Below are 20,404 nucleotides of genomic sequence, written 5' to 3'. Positions count from 1 at the left end.
TGGAATCTTATACACTTAAAGTCAAAGTAGCTAAATATAACAGCAACATAGCAGTATTTTGACGTGAAGGGTGTAACGGTGAATAGTTTTGCGATTGTCTGTTTGGACGATGAGCCGCTTGTTGTTGAAAAACTCAACCAAGATCTCGCGGCCTTTGCTGACTTGTTCGATATTTATAATGCTTATAGCATCGCCGAGGCTAATGAGGTGCTCGCTGATATTGAGCAAAAAAATCAACGGGTAGCAATGGTCATTTGCGACAACGAGCTGGGTGATGACAGGGGCGTTGACTTCTTGGTCTCCCTTGACCAGTACCCTGCAAGCAAACAGGCACGCTCGGTGCTGCTCAATGATATGCCGCAGCTGGATGCCATTATGCAGGCTGTCAATGAAGGCAGGCTACATTACTGCCTTACCAAACCTTGGAGCCCGCAAGAGCTCAAGCAAGTGCTACTCAAAGAGCTGACCCACTTTGTCTTGAAGCACCCGGACGAAGACTGGCTCAAGTATAGCCAACTGCTGGACCACCGCAGGATCCTCAATGCCCATATCGAACGGCAGATGTCACGCTTTCGATCCGGTTTTATTCAGCATAGCCACACCCTCGACGACACCAGCCTGGCCAATCAGGTTATTGATGCACTGAACGATTTCTTTGCCAGCAATGATGAAACCCGAGCCTGCCGCAGTTACAGTGCCAACCATATTCTCACCCAGGAAGGTGAACCTAATAACTTCCTGTGGTTTATCACTAGCGGCGAAGTCGCCCTGTATAAGAAGGATGAGCATGGCTGCCGCCATGAGGTAGTAAGGGCAGGTCCTGGTCACCTGGTCGGTGGGATGTCTTTCATTTCTGGCGAAACCTCCTTCTCAACCGGCGTCACCTTGTGTGGAACGGATGTTATCAAGCTAGATCGGGAGCTGTTCAACCAGGTGATGAACTCGAGGAGTGAGTTATTGCCGCTTTTTACCAACCTGCTGCTGCGTAATTTCAATCGTCGCCTCAAGGGCAGTATCCAGACTGAAATGCGACTACAGCAGACTCTAAAATCACTAGATGCCGCCTACCATCAGCTGATCGAAAAAGAAAAAATGGCCATGCTGGGCCAATTAGTCGCCGGTGTGGCGCACGAGCTCAACAATCCTGTATCGGCAATTTTGCGAGGCAGCGACACGCTCAAACAGACGATTGGCAGCATTACGAAAACCCCGTTAAGCCACGAAAACCAAGACCGCGGAAACGACATCATGCACCAAGCAATGCTCTCGCGTCCGCTGTCCACTTCCGAAGCCCGCCAGCGGGCAAAAGGCTTAACCGAAGTACTTGGCGATAGGCAACTCGCCCGGAAGGTCGTTCAGATGGGTATCGATGATGAAGTCCACATCAGGGAGTGGTTGAAACCGCAGAAAAACAACCTGCCTGAGGTCTTGGGCGAGTGGGAGAATTACTATCAGATGGGTAATTTTCTGCGCTCTATCAATGTCTGCGCCAAACGTATTGCTGATTTGGTCAAGAGCTTAAAAAGCTATGCTAGGCAGGATGATGAATCGGTGGACTCAGTCGATATCCATGAAGGACTGGAAGACACCTTGGTGATTTTCGAGAACAAACTCAAGCGTCATCTGATCACTAAGGAATACAGCCCTCTGCCACCGTTACGCTGCCAGCCGATAGCGCTTCAGCAAGTGTGGACCAACTTGATCTCCAACGCGCTGGATGCGGTGGATGAGCCGGGAAAAATAACAGTTTCTACCCGGCAGGTTGAGTTTGGCTCCCCCTCAGCTCCTGCCATAGAGGTCATGGTCGAAGACAACGGCAAGGGGATCCCCCTCGATCAGCAGGGCAAAATCTTCGAACTTAATTTTACCACCAAGCGTGAAGGCAACTTTGGTCTTGGTATCGGGTTATCTGTCTGCCAACAGATCATCCATCAACACAACGGCATCATCAGGGTGGAATCCGAACCCGGTGCATTTACCAGAATGATAGTGACTTTGCCTTTAGGCGAGGCAATTAAGGAGAGCCTATGAACAAATACCTGATCCTTTGTGTCGATGACGAACGGGAAGTACTGGACAGCGTCATCAATGATCTACGTTCGCTTGAAGAGTACTTCGTTATCGAAGCCGCCGAGTCCGTCGATGAAGCAAAAGAAGTCCTTGCCGACACCATTGCTGACCATATCCCACTGGCGTTGATCCTCTGTGACCATATCATGCCCGGTGAGACCGGTATCGACTTCCTTATCGAACTTAAACACCAGGAAGAGTCCAGCAACGCCCGCAAGGTACTGCTAACCGGGCAGGCTGGGTTGGAAGAAACTGTGCAGGCCGTCAACAATGCCAGCTTGGATTATTACATCGCCAAACCGTGGAATGGTGATCAGCTAAGGCAGATCGTCATCGATCAGCTGACAACCTTTGTAATCGACAACGAATCAGAGGCTGAGTTACTGACATGGATGCAGGTCCTTGATACCAATCGGATCATGGAGGCGCTGAGCCATCGCCGGCTATCGCTGTCGGATATATAACCCTACAAAATTAATTGTCATACAAACCTTTTCGGGTTGAGACAAAAGTGTTACCTTGATCACAAAACAATAAGATCAATTACACTACTCCAAGGCATATACCGAGGAACAGTCAACCCGAAAAGGTGGCCCATGAAAGTTGCAGTCTTCAGCACCAAAAAATACGACCAAAACTCCTTCGAGCTGATCAACCAGCATTACACTCACCAGCTTGATTTTTATGACTTCCGATTAACCCCGCAAACCGTCAAAATCGTTCAGGGCTACGATGCCGTTTGTGCTTTCGTTAACGATGATCTAAGCCGCCCGGTACTAGAAGCCCTGGCAGCGAACCAAGTAAAACTGATCGCGATGCGCTGTGCCGGATACGATAAGGTGGATATTGACGCGGCAAAATCGCTTGGCATTCAAGTTGTCCGCGTACCGGCCTATTCACCGGAAGCCATTGCAGAGCATACGCTTGGCCTGATGCTAAGCCTCAACCGCCGTATCCACCGCGCTTACCAGCGCACACGGGATGCCAATTTCTCATTAGAGGGCCTTACCGGCTTTAACTTCCATGGCAAAACAGTCGGTGTGATCGGCACCGGCAAAATAGGCATTGCGACCATCCGCATACTCAAGGGGCTAGGCATGAACATTCTTGCTTACGACCCGTACCAGAACCCGGTTGCGATTGAGCTTGGTGTGGAATACACCAGTCTGGATGACATTTACCGCCAAGCAGATGTCATTATCCTGCACTGCCCGATGACCGAGGAAAACTACCACATGCTCAATGCCGACGCGTTCGATAAAATGCGAGATGGCGTGATGATCATCAATACCAGCCGCGGTGAGCTACTCAACTCTAAAGATGCCATCGAGGCGCTCAAAAGTAGCAAAATCGGCTCTTTAGGCATAGATGTCTACGAGAACGAAAAAGATCTGTTCTTTGAGGATAAGTCGAACGATGTGATCAAAGATGACGTCTTCCGACGATTATCAGCCTGCCACAACGTGCTTTTCACCGGCCACCAAGCTTTCCTTACCGAGGAAGCCCTCGGTAATATCGCCGATACCACATTGAACAACATGGCACTGTTCGAACAAGAAAAGCGCTCAGGTAACGAGCTTATTTAATCCTCTATATCGATATATATAGCAACAACTTATGGGCAGGAGATCGCCTGCCCTTCACAAATTTTTACCAATTTTGTCGACTTTTACGCCAAAACTTATAAAAAGAAGACAGCAAAAGACTACAAAACTGCTATGAACGCTGGCTTTTGTCCATTAAAATAGTGCAATTAATTTTTAGCCCATCGGACAAATTTGTCATGCGTAAAATTCTAATTGCTTCAGGTCTTGTCCTGGCATCTGTGTCGGCTGCCCAGGCGAATGCCCAACCGACAATGAGCAACTTCAGCTACGACTACGCTGAGGCTCGTATTGGTATCAGCCCACTGACCTACGGCGCTGGTTTCAGTACATCTATCCACCCTAATGCTCACATTACCGGTACCGTTGATACTGAGTTTGAAAGTGACTGGGATTCTTCTCTAGGTGTAGGTTTCCATGCACCAGTAAACAACTGGGCAGACATCACTGGTGAACTAAAAGCGCGCTACGCAAAGAACAAAGGTGCGCTGAAGAGCTCAAGTGGCCAGTTTGGTGTAGAAGTGAACTTGGGTGTTCGCCAGTGGCTGGGTCCACAGCTAGAAGTCGGTGGTACTATCGGTCACCTTAACATTGATGAGTACGAAGAAGTGATCGGCAGTGTTTACGGTCGCTTCCACGCCACTGAGTTGTTCTCGGTAGGTTTGACAGGCCGTTTCAACGAACTTTACGGTGACCAGGTCTTGCTATCAACCCGCTTCAAGTTCTAAGCACCGGTTCTAAAAACCAGTTCTAAGAACCGACAGATAGCCTGAAAATTAAAAAACGCCCTGCATCAGCAGGGCGTTTTCTTTTGGCTCAGGGTAGGCGTTGGCAAGACGTATAAAGCTTTGTACTTATGAAGCTTTACTGCACCTCGCCAAGCCAGTCGATAAATGCCTTTACCCTTGGAGACGTTGCCATTTCCTTGCGGCAGACCAAATAATAATGCTGCGGCGAAGGCACCGGTAAAGTAAACGGGGTAACCAAGCGACCGGATTGAAGCTGTTCGGCAATAAACGATGCGCGCCCCATCGCCACCCCAATTCCCCGCTCTGCGGCCTGCAGCGCCAAGTCTGCGCGGTCAAACGTACACCCAGACTCGGGCAGCAAGACCCCATTTTGCTGAGCCCAGTACTGCCATTCATCGTTTTTACCGGCCCTTGCCCAGGGGGCGGCATCGTGCAGCAACATGCAAGATATCAATTTTGCCGGGTTACCGTACAAACCATGCTGCTCAGCATACTCATGGCTGCAAACTGGCACCATGCTCTCATCCATAAGCTTGACGACATGCAGCCCTGTATATTTGCCGTTGCCAAAGTAGATGGCACAGTCGAATGATTCCGTATGGAAGTCCACCAGCTCATTTCGGGTGCGCAAGTGGAATCGTAAAGCGGGGTATTTTTCCATAAAGCTACTGAGGCGGGGCATCAACCAGCGTTGGGCAAAGGTCGGGGGAACAGAAACATTGAGATCCCCACTCAATTCTAGCGTACGGAGATCACGCAACTCGTTGGCAATATCTCCGAAGTTAAGGGCCAACACTTCCTTGAGCCGCTTCCCTTCATCAGTCAGCGTCAGCTTCCTGGGCTGGCGAATAAACAGCTTGACCCCAAGTGAGTCTTCAAGGTTTTTAATCTTATGGCTTACCGCACTTTGTGTTAGGCATAAGATCTCTGCCGCACGGGTGAAGCTCATCTGGTCAGCAGCAATCAAGAAACAGTGAAGCCCAGACAATACAGGGCCTGTCAAACGTGGTAGTCGCATACATCTTTAGACAACATGGGTTTATCACTCCATGATATACCTAAACGCGATCAGATGCTTATCTGGGCAAGGTTATATGGATAAAGAAAAGCCACAGCTATCGGCCGTGACTTTTTTCTTTTGTTAAATTAATACCGACAACTTATTCAACATCACGTAATAAGCGCTGTTTCTGCTCTTCTTTCAGCAGTGTCCAGTGACAGCCATCGATCGCACCTGCGAACATCCACAATAGCTTCACGTCGAGATCTTTACCGTGGCTCTGACGAACCTTGCGAAAAACTTCGACGGCGCCCAGCGAAACAAAGCTGCTGACATCCGGGACACCCGCCTTTTTCACCATCCGCTCAAGAGTCAAACGCATATTTGGCAAGTCCCTGATTCTTTTGCTTTTATCAGACATCTTATAACTTTTATCCGATGTCGATGTCGCTATTGATGTTTTGACCAACTGCGAACAAGTCTCTGCATCTTCTCGATAAATCTTCGTAATATCGTAATAGTTTACGACGGCTGTGGTACTGCGTTTGATATGCCTGAACTTTTCGCAACCAAGTAACATCAGTTGCCGGTCAAGATCACTGCCTCCCCGAAGGAATAATGCTTCATCGGTAATGATGGCGTACATAGCATTCTCGATAAAAATGCCTGTACCACCGAACATGGAGCGTTTCTCAAACCCGCCAAATTCGCGCAAATAATTAAATATCTCTTCCCTGAACCCTAGCACAATTGTTCTCCCATTAAATGTTAATGGCTTATTATCCATAGGCGCCGAACTGCATAGCGTCATTAAATTGACTTTGACACAACAAAAAAAGAATCGCCAGATATGAAATAGTGAGCACTTAAAAGTGAGAATTCAGACATATTACGGAGCAAAAAATAAGCGCATTGTGGCAATTTCGACCGTATTTTTTATAGTGAAAGTTGAAGCTATATCCCAAAATATACAGTAGACACTATCTTTACTCTTAATGTCGTCTTGCAAGTATCGGGTATCCTTATTAGGCAACACCATGACAGAAATTGCCCTATATCCATCCAGTGTTCATATACTGCCAGGAGGCAGGGCTTCCTTTACCTTGATAGAAGACCGCTTCATGAGAATGCTCAAAGGGGCGCTAGCGAGCGATCCTCCTTTTGCGGTATGTATGCTCAATGAGTCAGAAGTTGACAACGAGCTCAAGCAAATCCCAGCTATCGCGACCCAGTGCACTATCGTCAATTTCGATCAGCTTGAGTCTGGCCTGCTATCGATAGTCACAGAAGGGGTTCAAAAAGTACGTATCCATGATATCCACCTCGAGGAAGATGGCTTGATGAAAGGGGACTGTACGCTATTCCCGAACTGGGCAAGTACACCGATGCGAAGCCAAGACCAACAACTGGCAGACAAGCTGAAACTCTTTTTTCAGTCAATGCCAGAAATTGGCGCCTTATACTCATCTCCGCAGTGGGATGATATGACTTGGGTCTGCCAGCGCTGGATTGAAGTACTGCCGCTTGAGGTTCATTACAAGCAGTTGCTGATCACACAAGACAGTGCCAAGCTCACCGCCCGCTTCCTGCACAAGCTATTTCACACGGCTGAATTTTAAGCAGATAAACATCCTGTATTGATTTTATGCCGTCTTTACTATCTATCACTCTTGAGTCCCGATAGAATAACCAAGTCTAGACTTTTCGTAGTACTGAAATGACTCACGTATCTTTTTTTTGGCTGAGACCTGAAAACGACAAGATAATCAAGGGATTGGAGTCAGAATTTTGCTCCCTAGTTAAATCGGCCGTCCAACAAGACCGGCTTATCCTTCCCCCAATACCGTCTGTTCTTAGCAAGCTTCAGCAGTTATGCGACGATGATGAAACCACCGTTCGGGATGTTGCCGATCTACTCATTGATGATCCTGGTATCACGGCGTACATCGTCAAAATTTCCAACACTATGATGTTCAACCGCCGTAATGTGATATGCCATGATATCTACACTGCTGTAAGCCGGTTGGGGATATTTAGGGTAAGGGACATCATTACAGCGAAAGCAATTGAAGAACTGAAGCTCAGGTATCACTTCAGCAAAGAATGCAATGATTTGCTGAAGCAAAGTGCAATCCGCTCACGGCAACTTGCCGCCACAATGGCGTTAATTAGCTATGATCTAGCTAACCATGAAGAATTCCCCAAGGCACTTGAACCTGAAAAAGCGTTGCTGGCAGGGCTGTTTGCAGATATCGGCCTGTTCAGTCTTATCCACGAATACCAAGCTTACCTTGATAGCGGTAACTTTCTTGATATCGATATCGCAAAGTATGTCTTTCAGCATAGTTGCCAGCAAGCCAGCAAGGTGATCCTAAAGCATTGGGGGTTTGATAATGATTACCTCGAAGTCGCAACCAACCAGTCTCTCCGCTACCCGTCGAGCAATGATGATACTGACTACCTAGATGTAGCTCGTATGGCTCACCACCTACTCATGTTCAAAAGCAATGACGATGCCATCGACGAACACCACGTTGAGCTTGATCTCGCGGGTGCCGAAGTGATGTATGAGCTCACCAACCTGCCTGCGCAAGAGTTCAGCCAGCGCCTAAAAACCGTCATTAGCAACAGTGGGCTCTAGGCTGGGGCTCCCTCTTTGCTGTAACCCACTTTCAGTATGTGATAAATGCATAAATTGGCAGGGAATGGATATTGACCCATTCTCGGCCAAACTGATAAGCTCGAACAGTGACCTTGATCACCTTGCTATCTACTAGCTAACTATATGCGGGTTAATGGATAATCCCGCCCAATGCCCCTCTGACATTAAAAAGGACCACCATGTTCTCTGGCATGCTCTATATTTTCCTGCCGCTGATAATCGGCTACCTCATCACCATCAATAAACCTGCGGTTTTGGATTTCATCAATACCCAAACCAGCCGTTTGGTGTTAGTGATCTTGACCCTGATGGGGCTGAGCTTAGCCGGGCTGGACAATATTGGGCAGAACCTCAACCAAATCATTACCTATACCTTGGTATTCTTTTTAATCATTAGCGGCTGCAACCTACTTGCCTTACCCTTGCTAGATAAATTAATGCCCACAGAAACCGAGCATGGCCACCAGACACTGCCGCTGCGGGATATGGTGATAGAGTCCATGAAGCTAATCTTTGTCGTGGCCGGCGGGCTAGTTGTCGGCTTGCTAGCGGGTATTGACCTCGGCTGGGTCGATCAGGCGAGTGAAGTCATTCTACTACTTCTGCTGTTCTTTATTGGGATCCAGCTGAGAAACAGCGGTATGACCCTTAAGCAAATCTTGCTCAACAAGAAAGGGATTATCATTGCGTTAACGATTATCGCTACGTCTTTGCCGGGTGGCTTAATTGCGGCATGGCTGCTCGATCTTCCCTACAACCAGGGCCTTGCCATGGCCTCGGGCTTTGGCTGGTACTCGTTGGCAGGTATTTTGATTGGTGACAGCCTTGGCCCGGTAATGGGCGGTGTCGCCTTCCTCAATGAGCTGTTACGCGAGTTGGTCGCCCTGAGCCTGATCCCTATGATGATCAGCCGCTACCCTAGCACCGCTATCGGCTATGCCGGCGCCACCGCGATGGACTTTACCCTACCGGTGATCCAAAACTGCGGCGGTATACGCTGCGTGCCTATCGCGATTGTCAGCGGGTTTATCCTCAGCTTGCTTGTACCTGTGCTGATGCTGTTCTTTTTGTCGCTTTAAGAGCGGGAGGAACAGGAGGAGCAGGTCTCTAGATCCTAGTTCCTGGAACCTAGGTAAGAGCAAAAACAAAGCGAGAGTCTGAGGCTCTCGCTTTTTTATTGATACAAAGTTCCTTGATCCTAGATGCGGGTTCCTAGAAGAGTGGCTCTGGGTAAGAGTAGATCCTAGTTCCTAGATGTATGGACTCCCTCTCCCTGAGGAGTTACGGTCTTAATCCGACGAAAGATTAGCCAAAAGGAGTCCATACATGAACGACCTTAATACATTGGCCATCGACTTAGCAAAGAATGTTTTCCAAGTTTGCAAGCGAAGCCCGCAAGGCAAAGTATTCTTCAATCGGGAAATGACCCGGGCAAAGCTCAAGGAGCTGCTTGCTAACGAGAAAGTGGCTTTAGTCGCAATGGAAGCCTGCAGTAGTTCCCATTATTGGGCAAGGTATGCTGCTGAGCTCGGGCATGAAGTAAAAGTCATCAATGCCCGAGCTGTTAAGGCTTTCCAAATCAAGCAGAAAACGGATAGGAATGATGCATTGGCAATAGCTGTTGCTGCTGCTCAAGAGCATATCCCTAGTGTCCGTGTCCAATCGGCCGATGAACAGGCACTGCAATCCTTAGAGCGAGCCCGCCAATTAGCAACCTCCCATCAAATTGCACAAAGTAATCAAATTCGAGGGCTATTAGCCGAGTTTGGTATCGTCGTTCCAAAAGGGCTCAAAAGCTTGAGAGAGCAAATACCCTATATCCTTGAAGATGGGGATAACCGGTTACCTGGTAGTTTTAGGGAAATGTTACACCGGTTATGGGATCACCTCCTTGCCCAGATTGAGCATACCGAATCCTTAGAAAAGCAGCTTGAAGCAGCGGTAAAGTCGAACGATGTTTGCCAGAAGTTGATGAAGCTGGAAGGCGTCGGACCGATAAGTGCGATAGGCTTGGCAGTAAAACTAGGACGAGGAGAGAACTTTGCAAACGGCAGACAGGCTTCTGCCAAGATAGGTCTCACCCCGAAGCAACATAGTTCTGGAGGCCAAGAACGGATAGGTAATATTTCAAAGTACAGTGCAGACAAGCGACTTCGTTCAACACTTTTTCAAGGAGCGCTTTCAGTCATTACTCAAATAATGAAACGCCCAGCAAGAACGCATAAAGAGCAATGGCTCCAAGCATTAGTCATGAGAAGGGGACAGAAGATAGCTGCTGTAGCCCTCGCCAATAAGACAGTGCGTACAGCATATGCGATATTAAAAAATGGCTCAGTGTACCAGCCTGTTGGATTGGCTTAGTACACTGGTCATAATCAACAAAGAGCGATGTAAAACAGGTAAGACCGACCAGTAAAAGCTAGATGGTTCCTGAGGTGCTTAGATACCGCTTTCTAGGGTTAGCTTACTGGTGCGACTACATTTTAGGGCGGGGTAGCTCCCCAAAGAAGCCCGTATATAAGTGCGCATCTATACCTTGTTTTGATTTTGTTCCTTTGTTGATTTCTCAAGGGAGTCCATATAAGGAACTAGGTTCTAGGATCTAGCACCTGCTCCAACAAAACAAAAAGGGAGCCGAAGCTCCCTTTTGGATTTTGAATCAGTAATTCGTATTAGTTGTTACGAATCCACTCATCCATGTCAGATTTCAGGTTGTCAGACTTAGTACCGAAGATAGCCTGAACACCGCCACCAGCTACAACAACACCTGCTGCACCTAGTTTCTTCAGACGGTCCTGGTCAACGTTGTCAACGCTTGCTACTGCAACACGTAGACGTGTGATACATGCGTCTAGACCTGTGATGTTGTCTTTACCACCGAATGCCATTACTAGGTCTTTCGCTAGCTCAGAACCTTCAGCTGCAGCGCCTGCAGAAGTATCTTCATCTTCACGGCCAGGAGTCTTAAGATCCATTGCCTTGATTACAGTGCGGAATACTACGTAGTAGATTGCAGCGTAAACTAGGCCAACACCAATCATCAGACCCATCTTCTGAGCGTTACCAGACAGAACTAGGAAGTCGATTAGACCGTGTGAGAACGAAGTACCGTGTACAAAGCCTAGGATGTTAGCAACAACGTATGCAGAGCCCGCTAGTAGTGCGTGAATTCCGTATAGTACTGGAGCAACGAATAGGAAAGAGAATTCGATTGGCTCAGTGATACCTGTTAGGAATGAAGTCAAAGCAGCAGATGCCATGATACCCATTACCTTAACGCGGTTTTCAGGCTTAGCACTGTGAGCAATTGCGATTGCAGCAGCTGGCAGACCAAACATCTTGAACATGTAACCGCCCGCTAGCTGACCAAAGCCGTTACCAGCGATACGAGAAGCTTCATCAGCAACTAGGTAACAAGTTAGAACACCGTTCTGAGTTGCGCCATTAGCGTCAACACAAGTACCCGCTTCGAAGAAGAAAGGAACGTTCCAAACGTGGTGTAGACCGAATGGGATCAGAGAACGCTCAACGATACCGTAGATACCAAATGCAACTGTTGGGTTCTGCTCAGCAGCCCAGTGTGAGAATGCACCGATAGCAGCACCAACTGGTGGCCATACGATAGATAGTACGATACCAAGGCCGATAGCAGAGAAGCCAGTGATGATTGGCACTGCACGCTTACCAGCGAAGAAACCTAGGTATTCAGGAAGCTGGATACGGAAGAAGCGGTTGAATGCCCAAGCCGCAACACCACCGACTAGGATACCACCTAGTACACCAGTGTCGATTGACTCAACACCCATCACACCAGCCATTACGCTTAGCGTAGCGGTCATGATGCCGTAACCAACGATAGCTGCAAGACCTGCAACACCGTCGTTGTTAGTAAAGCCTAGTGCTACACCAACTGCAAATAGAAGGGCCATCTGGCCGAATACCGAACCACCTGCTTGTTCCATCAGGTTAGAAACGATGTCTGGAATGAAGCCAAGGTTAGCTGCACCAACACCAAGTAGGATACCGGCAACCGGTAGTACTGATACTGGAAGCATCAGCGACTTACCGACTTTTTGCAGGTTCGCAAAAAGGTTCTTAAACATAATGTGCTCCTGAGTGAGTGTTTTATTTAGATTTTCAGTCTTTATTGGCGGCCTACCCCCGTAGCCATCTGCCAATAAGACCGTCATTTTTAATACATGGTAAGTATAAAATGTGGTGCTAAATATAACTTGATGGCCGTCAAAATTACCAATACGTCATGAAATATAATTTCAAAACTCAATATAGATCACAGTTAAAATTTCGACCACAAAAGACACAAATTAAATTTAAATTATTGATAATTAACACAAAAAACCCACAAACAACCACCTACACCAACCTGTAATTATCTTTCAGTAGTGTAAGCTGTGTTACTTTACGTTACGAAGTTAAAAATCAATTTTAATTAATGTTTTTGGATTTTATTTGCAGGTTTTGTTGAGGTTTTTTGAACATTGAATAAATGAGAAACAAAAAGTATAAAAAAAAGGAGCCCAAGCTCCTTTTTTGCCTTTAGCTTCGTTTCGCTCGCGAAAAAAGCGTAAAGAAGTTATCTGTGGTTACCCGCTCGACTTCTTCCACCGACACCCCTTTCAGCAGGCCAATATACTCAGCAACCTCACGGACATAAGCTGGCTGGTTTTGCTTGCCACGGTATGGGATCGGCGCTAGGTATGGTGAATCCGTTTCAACAAGCAGGCGCTCTAGTGGCAGCTGATTAACAACATTCTTGAGCTCGGAGGCTTTGTTAAAGGTAACAATGCCCGAAATTGAGATATAGAAGCCCAGTTCAATCGCTGCTTGTGCCATCTCGAGGCTTTCAGTAAAGCAATGCAATACACCACCGCACTTCTCTGCCCCTTCCTCACGTAAAATCTGCAAGGTATCTTCACGTGCCATACGAGTATGGATGATAAGGGGCTTGTCCAGTTCAACGGCCAAGCGCACATGCTGGCGGAAAATCTCTTTCTGCTGCTCTGCAAGCTCTGGCTGGTAGTGGTAGTCAAGGCCGGTTTCGCCGATAGCGACCACCCGCTCATGCTGGGCGTACTCTTTTAGCTTGTCGTAATCAAAGCCAGCCTCGATATCCAGCGGGTGGACACCACATGATGCGAAGACGTTGTCATGCGGTTCAATCATCTCCATCATGGTCGGGAAGCTTTCCAGCGTTACCCCAACAGACAGGCAGTAATCAATGCCACGGGCTTTGGCCTTGGCCAACACATCATCAATCCCTGTATGAAGTTGCTCGTAATCCAATTTATCCAGGTGACAATGCGAATCAACTAGCACGGTTCTTTCCTCTGTATTCTTTCGTTTCATTATGCTTCTTTAACTAAAGCATCAATGTTGGCCCATAAAGCCAGTTAACCATTCGACAATCAGCAGCTCAGCATTTAGCCCTGGATGCCGTTCAAGCTTTTGGTAAAGGCTATTCGCCTCACGGGTTTGATCCAGCAGGGTCATTGGGGCAATAGCACCTGCCGCCTGCTCGACCAAAGGCAGTGACTCACTGTGCACCAAGTGCGCAGTGGCGCCCTGTTGCCACTTCAGGCAGTCAACCAAGAAGTAACTCAGCCATTTAAGACTATGGTGGCCTTCCTGAGTGCACAAGCCTGCGACATCATACAAGCCGATAAATGGTGGCCGCAAAAACTCGGCAAAGGCCGCCAGCAGTTTGGCATAGCGGATGTCATGACCTTGTTCGATGAATTGCTGGGTCGCGATCGGCGCAGAACCATTAAGCCTAACGGTTTCCAGCTTGATAGTCTGCATCAACTGCTTCTCTACCCAGCGCTTGGTATCCTGCTCATTTGGCATCGCCAGGCGCCATTTGTTACAACGGCTATTGATGGTTGGCAGCAGGTTATCAAGCGAAGACGCCAGCAATATGAACTGGCAACCTGATGGTGGCTCTTCCAGGGTTTTCAGCAGCGCATTGGCTGCCGCTTCGCCCATGGCATCTGCACCATCAATCAAGATAATTCGCTCACCGCCAAGCTGGGAGGTCTCGACAGCCCAACGGTTACATTGCCTCACCGCATCGACCCCAATCTGCTTACCCTCTTGCAGCGGGGCAATAACATGGAAGTCAGGATGGGTGCCTGCTTTGAACAGCTTGCAGCCGTGGCAAACACCGCAAGGTTCACCACCAGCGCCTGCTGCCCCATTCTGGCACAGCACCGTTTTTGCAAGATGGTGAGCCAATGCTTCGCGGCCGCTACCATGGGGGGCAATGAGAAGGATCGCGTGGTGCATCCTGCCCTGTGCAAGCAATTGCTGCCAGCCTTGCCATACACTTTCCTGCCAAGGGTATAGCATCTTACTGCTGCTCCAACCAGTGCCTAACAGCCTGGCGAATATCCGCCGTCACCGCTTCCAATGCCTGGCTCGCATCAATAATCACCACGCTCGGATCAGCTTCAGACAATTCTAGGAAACGGGCACGGGCACGGTGGAAAAAATCGATATTCATCTTTTCGATACGGTCCAGCTCACCGCGGCCGCGGGCGCGCTCAAGGCCAAGTACCGGGTCAATATCCATATAGATAGTAAAGTCAGGACGGAAATCACCCAATACAGTGTCGCGAAGACGCTCCATCACGGCACGGTCAAAACCGCGGCCGCCGCCCTGGTAAGCTTGCGATGACATGTCATGGCGGTCACCCACCACCCACTGGCCTTGATTCAAGGCTGGCTTGATAACATTTTCAACCAACTGAGAACGGGCAGCATAAAGCAGCAGCAATTCAGCCATGTCTGTCAGCGGTTCGTCAGGGTGACCTTCCTTGACCAAGGCACGCATTTGCTCAGCCAACGGGGTACCGCCCGGCTCACGGGTTGAAGTCACCTCTTCAATACCCTGCTCAGCCAATACTTGGGTCACCTGCTGGATGGCAGTGCTTTTCCCTGCACCTTCCAGCCCTTCAATTACGATAAATTTACCAGTCATTATTTTTGTCTTAGGGTTCTTAAATATTCACGTACAGCACGATTGTGTTCTGACAGTGTTCTCGAGAATTTATGGCCGCCTTTGCCATCAGCCACAAAGTAGTAATAAGTGCTGTCATCCGGGTTGACCGCGGCGAGTACCGACGCCTCGCTTGGCATTGCAATCGGGGTCGGCGGCAGGCCGAACATGGTATAGGTGTTATATGGTGTCGGTGTTTGCAGATCGCGTTTGCGGATCCTGCCTTCGTACTTATCACCCATGCCGTAGATCACGGTTGGATCCGTCTGCAAGCGCATACCTTTATGCAGACGGTTCATGAATACTGAGGACACCAAGCCGCGTTCATCATCCACCGCCGTTTCTTTCTCGATGATTGATGCCATGATCAAGGCTTCATACGGGGTTTTCAGTGGAATTTCAGCATCACGCTCATCCCATGCCGTGCCCAGCAAGTTCTGCATGTCACGGTAAGCACGGCGCAGCAGTTCCAAATCTGACGTACCGGCGGTGTAATGGTAGGTTTCAGGTAGCAGATAACCTTCCAGCTTTTCGACATCCGCACCCAGAGCTTCAGCGATATCCGCTTCGCTCATCCCGTCTGTTGCATGGGTGACGTGCGGGGCTTGTTGGAGCTGTGCCAACCAATCGACAAAACGCTCGCCTTCCACCAACGTGATGGCGAACTGTTGCTCACGGCCAGACGCAACCAGTGCCAGAACCTCTTTCAGGCTCATTGCTGGGTCAATCTGGTACGAACCTGATTTCAAGTTTGCCAGTTGTGGCTCAAGCCTTGGGATCCAGCGCGTCCATGGCGACTCGGCAAAAAGATCTTCTCGAACCAGCTGGTTAAGCAGGCCACGGTATGATGTACCGCCCCTAACAGTCAACAAGACTTCCTGCTGGTTTTCTGCCTGCATATCCAACGATGATTTCACTTGCTGATACGACCAACCCAGTCCACCAGCAGCCACTAGGCCCAGCAGGATCACAGCTATTGCCAACTTCTTTAGCACGTGTACAACCTCTTGTTCAGTTCACCCAGCAAGGTACGCTGGGTAAATGTTATTCCATTGATTTCATTAACTGGCACTAACGCCATAAGGGCATTAGTAATAAAGACTTCATCAGCACAAAGCAAGCTATCGAGCGGCGAATTGACAATTTCTAAACAATAATCCAATTCGGTTACCAACTGTAATACATGCCGTCGCATAACCCCCCTCACACCAGAAAGCTCTAGGCTTGGGGTATATACGGTGTTGCCCTTGCGCCAAAATATATTCGAGGCAATGGATTCCACCACATTGCCGGCAACATCCATGACCACGGCATCCAGCCACTGGTGCTGCTCCGCTTCCCGCTTGAGCATCACTTGCTCAAGCCGGTTGAGATGCTTATAACCCGCAAGCATCGGTGAATGTGACAAACGCTGCTGACATACACCCAGCTCGATACCGTCTTGCTGCCAAAGCTCATAATGTGCAGGCCATGCAAACTCAGACACCACAACTAGCGTATCCTCGCAGCCTGAGCCACTGTAGCCACGACCACCACAGCCTCGGCTGATCAACACCTTGAGCCCGCCTTTATCTGGGTAGTTTGCAGCCAGGTTGCTGACAGTCTTCGTTAAATCAGCCCAATCAGGCTCGGAGATAGCCAACAAAGCAAGCGTTTCCTTTAACCGCTCAAGATGAAAAGGCCAAAGCCGGATCGTGCCGTTTTCTACCAGCATAGTCGTAAAACAGCCATCGCCGTACTGCATCGCCCTGTCTGTTACCGCAACCTGGTTGCCAGGTTTCCCGTTGATCAGGATCATCTTGCCGCCTGCCGAAAGTTCCAAATTCGATAGATAAAAAAACGGCCCGGTGCATAACACCGGGCCGCTCTATGATAACAGGTTCTCGTTAGATTTTCTTGAACAGCAGCGAGCCGTTTGTACCACCGAAACCAAACGAGTTACACAGTGCGTACTCAAGATTTGCCTGACGCGCTTCGCATGGTACGTAGTCCAGATCACAGCCTTCATCAGGGTTTTCTAGGTTGATTGTTGGCGGAACAGCCTGATCAACCAGGGCCATCGCTGTGATGATAGCTTCAACAGAGCCAGCAGCACCTAGTAGGTGACCGGTCATAGACTTGGTAGAAGACACCATAACCTTGTCTACTGCTGCGCCCATTGCACGCTTGATACCTAGCGTTTCAGCAACGTCACCCGCAGGGGTAGAAGTACCGTGAGCATTCACGTAACCAATTTGGTCTGCATTAATGCCAGCGTCACGGATAGCCGCTTCCATTGCCAATGCACCGCCAGAACCGTCTGCACTTGGTGATGTCATGTGGTAAGCATCGCCACTCATACCAAAGCCAACAAGCTCAGCATAGATTTTTGCACCACGCGCTTTAGCGTGTTCGTACTCTTCAAGCACCATCATACCGGCGCCGTCGCCCAGTACGAAACCGTCACGGTCTTTGTCCCATGGGCGAGATGCACCTTGAGGGTCGTCGTTACGGGTAGAAAGAGCTTTAGCAGCTGCGAAGCCGCCCATACCTAGCGGGGTCGATGCTTTTTCTGCACCACCAGCTAGCATCGCATCAGCATCACCGTATGCGATCATGCGTGCAGCATGGCCAATGTTGTGAAGGCCAGTTGTACACGCGGTAGAGATTGCAATGTTTGGACCACGAAGACCGTGCATGATAGACATGTGGCCAGCAATCATATTTACAATTGTTGATGGAACAAAGAACGGGCTGATCTTACGCGGGCCCTTTTCCATCAATGATTGATGGTTAGCTTCAATCAAGCCAAGACCACCAATACCAGAACCGATAGCAACACCAATACGGGCTGCGTTTTCTTCAGTGACTTCAATGCCAGAGTCTTTTAATGCTTGTACGCCAGCTGCAATGCCGTATTGGATGAACAGATCCATTTTACGGGCATCTTTCTTCGACATGTATTCTTCACAGTTGAAGTCTTTGACCATACCAGCAAAACGAGTAGCGAATGCGCTAGCATCAAAATGTTCAATAGTGCTGATACCGCTAGTACCGGCTAGAAGTGCTTTCCAAGATGATTCAACAGAATTACCTACCGGTGATAGCATACCCATGCCAGTAACAACTACGCGACGCTTAGACACGATTTAATTCTCCGGGAATTGAGGATAAAACAGGGTTTCAAAAGAAAATCAGGCGGTCATGGTGACCGCCTGGAGGGAGTTCTTTAATTACTCAGAAGCGCCAACAACGTAGTCGATTGCAGCTTGAACTGTAGTAATTTTTTCAGCTTCTTCGTCTGGAATCTCAGTGTCGAATTCTTCTTCAAGAGCCATTACTAGTTCAACAGTGTCTAGAGAGTCAGCGCCTAGATCGTCAACGAAAGATGCTTCGTTCTTAACTTCAGCTTCGTCTACACCTAGTTGCTCAACGATGATTTTTTTTACGCGTTCTTCGATGTTGCTCATTAATCTATTTCCTTAAAACAAGAATTCGCTAATGCGATTTGCTGTAGTTTATTCAATACTGCAAAAGTTGCAATACTCAAGATGCTGGTCAAACCACGATTTTCGGTGAAAACTAGTTGAGTTTGACTTGCATCATCAAGTTATGCAACTTTTTTGATTAAATCATGTACATGCCGCCATTGACGTGCAAAGTTTCACCGGTCACATAACCAGCATCTTCAGAAGCCAGGAAGGCCACTGCTGCTGCAATTTCACGCGGATCACCCAGACGACCTGCAGGTACACCAGCCAGCGTGGCAGCACGTTGCTCGTCATTGAGGGCTTTTGTCATGTCGGTTTCAATGAAACCCGGTGCTACAGCGTTCACCGTAATGCCACGAGAAGCCACTTCACGTGCCATAGATTTGGTAAAGCCGATCAGGCCCGCTTTAGCTGCTGCATAGTTAGTCTGGCCAGCGTTACCCATGGTACCGACTACAGAACCGATGCTGATAATACGGCCGTGGCGCTTTTTCATCATTGCACGCAGTACCGCTTTAGACAGACGGAAGATAGACGTCAGGTTGGTATCCATGATGTCCTGCCACTCGTCATCTTTCATACGCATCAGTAGGTTATCACGGGTAATACCAGCGTTGTTAACCAGAATGTCAACATCACCGAACTCTTCTTTGATCTGCTTAAGCACAGCTTCAATTGATTCTGGTGAAGTGACATTCAGCGCCAAGCCTTTACCGTTGTCACCCAGATAAGCGCTGATCGCTTCTGCGCCATTCTCAGAGGTTGCAGTACCGATTACGGTTGCGCCGCGCTCAACTAGAATCTCGGCAATCGCACGGCCGATACCACGGCTCGCACCTGTTACCAGCGCAATTTTTCCTTCCAGGCTCATTGTTAATCCTCTTTGATGAAATGAGTTACTTAGCAGCGTCAAGGCTAGCGGTGTCATTAACCGCTGCGCCGCTCAGTGAACGGTTGATTCGTTTTGTTAGGCCAGTCAATACCTTGCCTGGGCCAAATTCAAGCAGAGACTCAATACCCTCAGACGCCATACGCTCAACAGACTCAGTCCAGCGAACCGGGCTGTGAAGCTGTTTAACAAGCGCACACTTGATGGCTGCAGGGTCAGCCTCGGTCGCTACGTCAGCATTGTTGATCACAGGCAGTGCTGGCGCAGAGAAAGTGATGCTCTCTAGGGCTTCAGCTAGCTTGTCTGCTGCTGGTTGCATCAGTGCACAGTGAGAAGGTACAGAGACAGGTAGTGGCATTGCACGCTTAGCACCCGCTTCCTTACAAAGCACGTTGGCACGCTCTACTGCTTCTTTATTACCAGCGATTACCACTTGGCCAGGAGAGTTGAAGTTGACCGGTGAGCATACCTGGTCTTGTGCAGCTTCTGCACAGGCTTTAGCAATCGCGTCGTTGTCCAGGCCAATGATGGCAGACATTGCACCAACGCCAGCAGGTACTGCCGCTTGCATTAATTGGCCACGTAGCTCAACCAGCTTAACGGCATCTTTGAAATCAATCACACCCGCACATACCAGTGCCGAGTACTCACCCAGGCTGTGGCCAGCAACAACTTCTGGTTGAGCACCGCCGATTTCTTGCCATACACGCCAGATAGCAACTGAAGATGTCAGAAGCGCAGGCTGAGTACGGTGAGTTTGGTTCAGGTCTTCAGCTGGGCCGTTTTGTACCAGTGCCCACAGGTCGTAACCCAATACTTCTGAGGCTTCAGCAAAAGTTTGCTTAACTACATCGTACTGCTCGGCCAAATCTGCCAGCATACCTACGGTTTGAGAACCTTGACCTGGAAATACAATCGCGAACTTAGACATTCGAGAATCCTTAA

20 protein-coding genes are annotated in these 20,404 nt (G+C 48.7%); 8 read left to right on the top strand and 12 right to left on the bottom strand.

Annotated elements, in window-relative coordinates; translation table 11 throughout:
• Positions 1-78: 78 nt before the first annotated feature.
• The 4 genes from ACXAGQ_RS12530 to ACXAGQ_RS12515 all read left to right on the top strand — a co-directional run bounded on the left by ACXAGQ_RS12530 (position 79) and on the right by ACXAGQ_RS12515 (position 4,402).
• On the top strand, positions 79-2,031 hold the full coding sequence (locus ACXAGQ_RS12530) for an ATP-binding protein (RefSeq protein ID WP_475254163.1): 1,953 nt from the start codon (positions 79-81) through the stop codon (positions 2,029-2,031).
• Complete coding sequence (locus ACXAGQ_RS12525) at positions 2,028-2,534, top strand: response regulator (RefSeq protein WP_475254162.1); 507 nt, start codon at positions 2,028-2,030, stop codon at positions 2,532-2,534. The genes ACXAGQ_RS12530 and ACXAGQ_RS12525 overlap by 4 nt, the downstream gene beginning before the upstream one ends.
• Before the next feature lie 132 nt (positions 2,535-2,666).
• Positions 2,667-3,656 (top strand): 2-hydroxyacid dehydrogenase, encoded by a 990-nt coding sequence (locus ACXAGQ_RS12520; RefSeq protein WP_475254161.1) that lies wholly within the window; start codon positions 2,667-2,669, stop codon positions 3,654-3,656.
• A 197-nt stretch (positions 3,657-3,853) separates the two neighbouring features.
• Positions 3,854-4,402 (top strand): hypothetical protein, encoded by a 549-nt coding sequence (locus tag ACXAGQ_RS12515; protein WP_475254160.1) that lies wholly within the window; start codon positions 3,854-3,856, stop codon positions 4,400-4,402.
• A gap of 136 nt (positions 4,403-4,538) precedes the next feature.
• On the opposite strand, the gene dsdC is transcribed toward ACXAGQ_RS12515, so the two are convergent.
• The gene (dsdC, locus tag ACXAGQ_RS12510) at positions 4,539-5,441 is read right to left on the bottom strand and encodes a DNA-binding transcriptional regulator DsdC (RefSeq protein WP_475254159.1); all 903 of its coding nucleotides are present in this window, start codon (positions 5,439-5,441) and stop codon (positions 4,539-4,541) included.
• 142 nt (positions 5,442-5,583) lie between these two features.
• Positions 5,584-6,210: a TfoX/Sxy family DNA transformation protein gene (locus ACXAGQ_RS12505; protein WP_475254158.1), complete on the bottom strand. Its 627-nt coding sequence runs from the start codon at positions 6,208-6,210 to the stop codon at positions 5,584-5,586.
• A gap of 250 nt (positions 6,211-6,460) precedes the next feature.
• On the opposite strand from ACXAGQ_RS12505, the gene ACXAGQ_RS12500 reads away from it, so the two are divergent.
• The 4 genes from ACXAGQ_RS12500 (at position 6,461) to ACXAGQ_RS12485 (ending at position 10,446) form a co-directional block, all read left to right on the top strand.
• Positions 6,461-7,042, top strand: coding sequence for an LON peptidase substrate-binding domain-containing protein (locus tag ACXAGQ_RS12500; protein WP_475254157.1), 582 nt, complete (start codon positions 6,461-6,463; stop codon positions 7,040-7,042).
• 98 nt (positions 7,043-7,140) lie between these two features.
• The gene (locus ACXAGQ_RS12495; RefSeq protein ID WP_475254156.1) at positions 7,141-8,064 is read left to right on the top strand and encodes an HDOD domain-containing protein; all 924 of its coding nucleotides are present in this window, start codon (positions 7,141-7,143) and stop codon (positions 8,062-8,064) included.
• A gap of 200 nt (positions 8,065-8,264) precedes the next feature.
• Positions 8,265-9,164: a LysO family transporter gene (locus tag ACXAGQ_RS12490; RefSeq protein WP_475254155.1), complete on the top strand. Its 900-nt coding sequence runs from the start codon at positions 8,265-8,267 to the stop codon at positions 9,162-9,164.
• Positions 9,165-9,411: 247 nt separating this feature from the next.
• On the top strand, positions 9,412-10,446 hold the full coding sequence (locus ACXAGQ_RS12485) for an IS110 family RNA-guided transposase (RefSeq protein WP_475254154.1): 1,035 nt from the start codon (positions 9,412-9,414) through the stop codon (positions 10,444-10,446).
• Positions 10,447-10,757: 311 nt separating this feature from the next.
• On the opposite strand, the gene ptsG is transcribed toward ACXAGQ_RS12485, so the two are convergent.
• The 10 genes from ptsG to fabD form a co-directional block, all read right to left on the bottom strand.
• Positions 10,758-12,188 carry a PTS glucose transporter subunit IIBC gene (gene ptsG, locus ACXAGQ_RS12480; protein WP_475254153.1) on the bottom strand — a complete coding sequence of 477 codons (1,431 nt, stop codon included), beginning with the start codon at positions 12,186-12,188 and terminating at the stop codon, positions 10,758-10,760.
• A 454-nt stretch (positions 12,189-12,642) separates the two neighbouring features.
• On the bottom strand, positions 12,643-13,422 hold the full coding sequence (locus tag ACXAGQ_RS12475) for a TatD family hydrolase (protein ID WP_475254743.1): 780 nt from the start codon (positions 13,420-13,422) through the stop codon (positions 12,643-12,645).
• Between the two features lie 51 nt (positions 13,423-13,473).
• Positions 13,474-14,451, bottom strand: coding sequence for a DNA polymerase III subunit delta' (gene holB / locus ACXAGQ_RS12470; protein WP_475254152.1), 978 nt, complete (start codon positions 14,449-14,451; stop codon positions 13,474-13,476).
• A gap of 1 nt (position 14,452) precedes the next feature.
• On the bottom strand, positions 14,453-15,082 hold the full coding sequence (gene tmk, locus ACXAGQ_RS12465) for a dTMP kinase (RefSeq protein WP_475254151.1): 630 nt from the start codon (positions 15,080-15,082) through the stop codon (positions 14,453-14,455).
• Positions 15,082-16,095: an endolytic transglycosylase MltG gene (gene mltG / locus ACXAGQ_RS12460; protein WP_475254150.1), complete on the bottom strand. Its 1,014-nt coding sequence runs from the start codon at positions 16,093-16,095 to the stop codon at positions 15,082-15,084. Before mltG ends, tmk begins: the two co-directional genes overlap by 1 nt.
• Positions 16,089-16,898: an aminodeoxychorismate lyase gene (gene pabC, locus ACXAGQ_RS12455; RefSeq protein WP_475254149.1), complete on the bottom strand. Its 810-nt coding sequence runs from the start codon at positions 16,896-16,898 to the stop codon at positions 16,089-16,091. Before pabC ends, mltG begins: the two co-directional genes overlap by 7 nt.
• Before the next feature lie 88 nt (positions 16,899-16,986).
• Positions 16,987-18,225, bottom strand: a complete 1,239-nt coding sequence (gene fabF / locus ACXAGQ_RS12450; protein ID WP_475254148.1) for a beta-ketoacyl-ACP synthase II — start codon at positions 18,223-18,225, stop codon at positions 16,987-16,989.
• A gap of 87 nt (positions 18,226-18,312) precedes the next feature.
• Entirely contained in the window at positions 18,313-18,549 is a 237-nt protein-coding gene (acpP, locus tag ACXAGQ_RS12445) for an acyl carrier protein (RefSeq protein ID WP_007467184.1), read from the bottom strand.
• A gap of 157 nt (positions 18,550-18,706) precedes the next feature.
• A complete protein-coding gene (fabG, locus tag ACXAGQ_RS12440) occupies positions 18,707-19,441 on the bottom strand; it encodes a 3-oxoacyl-ACP reductase FabG (RefSeq protein WP_475241911.1) in 735 nt (244 codons plus the stop codon).
• Between the two features lie 25 nt (positions 19,442-19,466).
• Positions 19,467-20,390 (bottom strand): ACP S-malonyltransferase, encoded by a 924-nt coding sequence (gene fabD, locus ACXAGQ_RS12435; protein ID WP_475254147.1) that lies wholly within the window; start codon positions 20,388-20,390, stop codon positions 19,467-19,469.
• Positions 20,391-20,404 lie beyond the last annotated feature (14 nt).

This window comes from Photobacterium sp. ABD4_091 (genome assembly GCF_056160145.1).
This window is presented reverse-complemented; position numbering and strand designations above follow the sequence as displayed.

Coding starts and splice junctions, on each gene's coding strand:
- ptsG (WP_475254153.1), bottom strand. CDS start 12,188: ATGTTTAAGAACCTTTTTGCGAACCTGCAAAAAGTCGGTAAGTCGCTG.
- tmk (WP_475254151.1), bottom strand. CDS start 15,082: ATGACTGGTAAATTTATCGTAATTGAAGGGCTGGAAGGTGCAGGGAAA.
- ACXAGQ_RS12495 (WP_475254156.1), top strand. CDS start 7,141: ATGACTCACGTATCTTTTTTTTGGCTGAGACCTGAAAACGACAAGATA.
- ACXAGQ_RS12515 (WP_475254160.1), top strand. CDS start 3,854: ATGCGTAAAATTCTAATTGCTTCAGGTCTTGTCCTGGCATCTGTGTCG.
- ACXAGQ_RS12520 (WP_475254161.1), top strand. CDS start 2,667: ATGAAAGTTGCAGTCTTCAGCACCAAAAAATACGACCAAAACTCCTTC.
- fabD (WP_475254147.1), bottom strand. CDS start 20,390: ATGTCTAAGTTCGCGATTGTATTTCCAGGTCAAGGTTCTCAAACCGTA.
- ACXAGQ_RS12500 (WP_475254157.1), top strand. CDS start 6,461: ATGACAGAAATTGCCCTATATCCATCCAGTGTTCATATACTGCCAGGA.
- fabG (WP_475241911.1), bottom strand. CDS start 19,441: ATGAGCCTGGAAGGAAAAATTGCGCTGGTAACAGGTGCGAGCCGTGGT.
- ACXAGQ_RS12525 (WP_475254162.1), top strand. CDS start 2,028: ATGAACAAATACCTGATCCTTTGTGTCGATGACGAACGGGAAGTACTG.
- dsdC (WP_475254159.1), bottom strand. CDS start 5,441: ATGCGACTACCACGTTTGACAGGCCCTGTATTGTCTGGGCTTCACTGT.
- acpP (WP_007467184.1), bottom strand. CDS start 18,549: ATGAGCAACATCGAAGAACGCGTAAAAAAAATCATCGTTGAGCAACTA.
- ACXAGQ_RS12505 (WP_475254158.1), bottom strand. CDS start 6,210: ATGGATAATAAGCCATTAACATTTAATGGGAGAACAATTGTGCTAGGG.
- ACXAGQ_RS12485 (WP_475254154.1), top strand. CDS start 9,412: ATGAACGACCTTAATACATTGGCCATCGACTTAGCAAAGAATGTTTTC.
- ACXAGQ_RS12490 (WP_475254155.1), top strand. CDS start 8,265: ATGTTCTCTGGCATGCTCTATATTTTCCTGCCGCTGATAATCGGCTAC.
- holB (WP_475254152.1), bottom strand. CDS start 14,451: ATGCTATACCCTTGGCAGGAAAGTGTATGGCAAGGCTGGCAGCAATTG.
- pabC (WP_475254149.1), bottom strand. CDS start 16,898: ATGATCCTGATCAACGGGAAACCTGGCAACCAGGTTGCGGTAACAGAC.